Origin of the sequence: Protofrankia sp. Cr1 (genome assembly GCF_963555865.1) — a bacterium.
Classification (GTDB): Bacteria; Actinomycetota; Actinomycetes; order Frankiales; family Frankiaceae; genus Protofrankia.
In genome coordinates this window covers 1-4,083 of sequence record NZ_CAUVXO010000328.1, presented here as the reverse complement: position 1 = coordinate 4,083, position 4,083 = coordinate 1, and the positions used below count along the sequence as shown (strand labels likewise).

Annotated in this window: 4 protein-coding genes and 1 pseudogene; 2 read left to right on the top strand and 3 right to left on the bottom strand. The window is 67.4% G+C overall.

Features of this window, described 5'->3' with window-relative positions; all coding sequences use genetic code 11:
• Positions 1-486: 486 nt before the first annotated feature.
• Positions 487-729 (bottom strand): annotated as a pseudogene (locus U9980_RS20440) (helix-turn-helix domain-containing protein); the annotation flags it as partial.
• 47 nt (positions 730-776) lie between these two features.
• Positions 777-1,058: a DUF5615 family PIN-like protein gene (locus tag U9980_RS20435; protein ID WP_322769393.1), complete on the bottom strand. Its 282-nt coding sequence runs from the start codon at positions 1,056-1,058 to the stop codon at positions 777-779.
• A 697-nt stretch (positions 1,059-1,755) separates the two neighbouring features.
• On the opposite strand from U9980_RS20435, the gene U9980_RS20430 reads away from it, so the two are divergent.
• Together U9980_RS20430 and U9980_RS20425 are read left to right on the top strand one after the other, a co-directional pair.
• Positions 1,756-2,016 (top strand): hypothetical protein, encoded by a 261-nt coding sequence (locus U9980_RS20430; protein ID WP_322769392.1) that lies wholly within the window; start codon positions 1,756-1,758, stop codon positions 2,014-2,016.
• The gene (locus U9980_RS20425; RefSeq protein WP_322769391.1) at positions 2,013-3,365 is read left to right on the top strand and encodes a hypothetical protein; all 1,353 of its coding nucleotides are present in this window, start codon (positions 2,013-2,015) and stop codon (positions 3,363-3,365) included. Before U9980_RS20430 ends, U9980_RS20425 begins: the two co-directional genes overlap by 4 nt.
• A 446-nt stretch (positions 3,366-3,811) precedes the next feature.
• On the opposite strand, the gene U9980_RS20420 is transcribed toward U9980_RS20425, so the two are convergent.
• On the bottom strand, positions 3,812-4,083 hold a 272-nt coding region (locus U9980_RS20420; protein WP_322769390.1), incomplete at its 5' end, for a hypothetical protein.

Sequence of the window (4,083 nt, the reverse complement as noted above, 5' to 3'; positions counted from 1 at the left end):
CATGGCTGGATGATCAGGTCGGTCCGCCGGTGCGTCGCCCGTGGCCTGATCCGGCCGCTCGGCGAACGGCTGCGAGCTCGTGTTGGTTGCCCGCATAGCCTGGAATAGGCCGGGGCCGACCTCGCTCCAGCCGATTCTCTCTGCTTTGTGACAGTGTCTCGTTTTCTCCTTTCTGCCGGGCTGGTTGTCTCGTATACCCGTTGCGGGGTGGTGTGCGACGTTCGTAGGGTCGCGCCTGGTGTATCTGACCTTCTTTTCCGGTGCGGGCTGGCAGTCCTGGGATGTGGCGGCAGCGCCGGCGATCCCTGAGCGGATGCCCGTGCTGGGTGCCCCGTCACCCGAAGTACGGTCAACTTGCCCGACGACAGACAGGTCCACGGCCGGCGTGTGGGGCTCCAAAATTCGGGTGTTGGCCTGTGAGCTGGTCTTTTACGGTTTACTGTGGCCGTCTGCGGGAGTCATCAAGCGGCGTTGCGGTACTCGTTGATCAGCCCACCGGGGCACGGGATCGACACCGGCGCGGTGCAGGATCCGCCAGACGGTGGCGACCCCGACCGGGTAGCCGAGCCCGACGAGCTCACCCTGGATCCGCCGGTGACCCCAGGTCGGGTTCTCCGTCGCGAGGCGCAGGACCAGGCCACGGACCTCGCGGCGGATCGGCGGCCGACCGGGCGGCTATCGCGGATAGGTCCACTTCCGTGCGAGCAGGTCGCGGTGCCAGCGCAGCAGCGCTGGTCAGGGCCGACGGACGAGTTTCGACCACCGACCGGCACTGCTCACTCGCCGGCCTTCATCGGGAGGCGGCGAGTGCGGATCCGGGTGTCACTGATCACGACAAGTGCGCCCTCGGCCAGGTCGTCCATGACCTGGCCGAGGTTGGCTAGAACGACGGAGGCGAGGGATTCGGCCCTCTTGTCGGCACGGAGGAGGAGGAGGACGCTGGGCGCCATTACGGGGCTGTTGGCTAAAAGTTCCCCGAAGTCGCTATCGGCGGATATAAGAATCCAGTTCTCACGATCTGCCAGTGTCATAACCTGTTCGTCGCTCTGGCCACCCAAACCGAGCTACGGATTTCGCTCCCAGTTCGCCGGGATGCCCAACAGCCAGACTCCGCTGATTCCCCTCACCCAGTCCCGTTCTCTTCCTTTGCTGATAGATCTCCTCCATGGTCCGGCTCCGGCCAGCAGGAACTCGTCCATCAGCGCGACCCGCTTGGCGTCGTCGGCGGTCGCCAGGATCGCGTCCTGCAGGTCCTTGCCGGCGGCGGAGCCCGCACCCCGCCAGCGTGGGCACGATCGGCGCCATGACCACTACCAACACCAGCCCGACGCTGGACGCCACCAGCACCGACGCGTCAGCCACCGCCACCAGCAGCACCGCGGACTCCACCGCGGCCACCGACAACCACGATGCCTGACCCCAGCACTCCGGCACCACGCGCTCAGCGAGCCATATCTCTACCTGGTTGATTCGCCCGCACTGCCAGATCTTCAGGATCGCGGCGCCGGTACACGCGGACGACGGCGGGTCGCGGGCCACCCCGAAGACACAGATGTGGCGTGCTCGGGTCGACGGCTGCCGGTACGCTCGTCTCGTAGCTCTGCCGAGTCGGACACGATGTAGGGGGTCGCGATGCGGGCTCCTCGTCGCCGACGGCCACGCAACTCGAGCCGCCTGACACCCGTCGATCCGGGGCATCTGGCTGACCTGGCCGCGCGAGTTTCCTATGCCCCGAGTCCTGAGCACAAGGACTACATGACCAGCGCCGGGCCGGGGAAGCTGCGAAGTGACGCGTCGGCGTGCCCACGTGACCTGGCGCTCGACGAGGTTACCAAATGGCTGCACGACGCGGTGCGGGCCGGCAATGTCAGCGCGTACGTCGAGGGTGACTTCCCGCGCTATGCGTGGACGCGGGCCGGTGAATGCATCTATGAGGCGCGTCTGTGTAACTCGGGGACCGGCGAGTACAAGGGGTATCCGATCCTTCCCGAGGAAGCTCCGGGGTGGCTCCCGTGAGCGTCGGGATCGAGCTGCAGATCGAGTGGCTCGACGCACCTGGCGTACGTGCTCCGGAGCTGGCCGCCACTTGGGCGAGGTACCAGCTGTGGGTGGGTGGCAGATGCGTAACGCAGGTAGAGGAGCCAGATGGCACCTTCCGGCGGTCGGTCTATGGCAGCCTTTATCCGCTGGCTGAATGGATTGCTGCCAACTGGTGGCTGCTGACGGCGCACGTTCGTCCCTCGGCTACCAGGTCCGCGTACTGGACGTGGTCCAACCTGCGCCGGTACCCCTGGCTGCGCCGTCACAACCTGCGAGGCGCCGGGGACGGGATGGCCTGGCCCGACCTGACAGTGGTGCCCGAAGGCGCGGTCACCCGGGTTGTCTGGGCCGCCGACGAGGACCGGGCATTGGGGCCGTTGCGGTTCGCGTCACGCGGAGGAGCACTGGTGCGTTCCGACGAGGCCAGAAAAGCGTTGGCCAACGTCGTCCAACGCGTCGTGGACCGGCTCGCGGAGTCGGGCGTCGGAAAGACGCCGCTTTCCGTGGAATGGGCGGACCTAGGAAGCGCGGACGAGGACGAGCAGGAGTTCTGCCTGGCGGTGGCAAGGCTGGGCCTCGACCCGTACTCCGTCGACGAGGAGACCTCGACGAAGCTGCTAGCCATCGTGCCGGCCATCCCGGACGAGCTACGGGACGACTTTCTGGACAGTGCGGACCTCGACACCCTTGACATTGCCGCTCGGTGGGTCCCGACGGCGTCCGAAGCGGCGGGCCGTGCGTCAGCGGACGCCGCGATGCCGTTGACGCCTCTTCGTGGGGCGGTGGCGGGTGAGCTTGCTGCGGGCGCTGTGTCGGACAGCGCCGACCTTCGGCGGCCATGGCATATCGGTTTTGACATGGCACGCGCGGTACGACAGGCGCTGAACGCCGAGGCGATCGCACCCTTTGACATATCCGCCTGGGTGGGTGCACAGACACTTCAGAGCCCTGCGGGCGGCCTACAGGGCTTTGCCGCTGTCAAGGACGACCGGTGCGGGCTCGCACTGAGTGATCCACCGAAGTTCGCCAGCACAGCGGGGTCTGGGAGCCATTATCAGTCGTTCCGCCGTGCGAGGGCACTCGGCCGGGCGCTTTTCCGGCCACAGCGGCGAATCTTCCTCCTATCCTCCGCCCACACCGGCGATGACCGGGTCGCGGGCGCCTTCGCGGCCGAGCTGCTTGCACCGGCCGAGGGAATACGCCGTGCGCTCGCGACCCTCGAGACATACGACGAGGACGCCGCCCTCGACGTCATCGCGAGCCACTTCGGCGTCTCGCCACTGACCGTAAGACACCAACTCGAAAACCAGCTAGAGGATTTCTGAAAAGTCAGGTGACAGGCCCGCGATGCCAGCTCGGCGCAGTCACGGCCTGCCTCGGCGTGCTTTTTCCAACCCCGACGGTCCCCATCGCCGCAATGAAGCAGCCGGTGCTGAAAGTGACAGTGACGTCCCGAAACGCGGTCGCCGCACCGTCGCTGCGGCCGTAGACCCTGCTGACCGTCTGCAGGTGGCGGCGTGTCGCGGTGCGTAGGTCCGGGACCGTCCGGCGGGGTGAGAACGAGGCGGTCGGCGGCGCAATGCCGAACGCGGTCGCGGCCCCCGACGACGCACACCAATAGCGGCAGTGGGGGAACTGGTACCTGGAGTTGCTGCGGCGTACCGACGTGCTGATGAGCGACGTGCTCGACGCACTCGACGCACTCGACTAGGGGTTCTGGAGCCCCACACGCCGGGCCGGCCGGCCACCCCGGCCGGCCGGCCCGGCGCGGTCAGCCCACCGTCACCGATGTCGGGTCTGGCAGTGCGTGTAGCGCAAATGCCGCCGCGGCTGTCGTGCCCGCCACGGTCGCGGTGATCTGGAAGTCACCGGAGCGCCGCTGGGAACTCGGACGGGTGAAGCTGCCGGCCATCGCCACGCCCTGATCGTTTGTCACTGTCGAAACCGTCTGCTGGCCGTTGTCGAACGAACCCCACGACGCGCCACTGCCGTCGTTCGGCGGCGCGGCGAACTCGACGGACATATCCCGGAGCGGGGTTCCGC

Bases quoted from the DNA above. Each gene is read 5' to 3' on its own strand.
- U9980_RS20430 (WP_322769392.1), top strand. From the start codon at position 1,756: ATGACCAGCGCCGGGCCGGGGAAGCTGCGAAGTGACGCGTCGGCGTGC.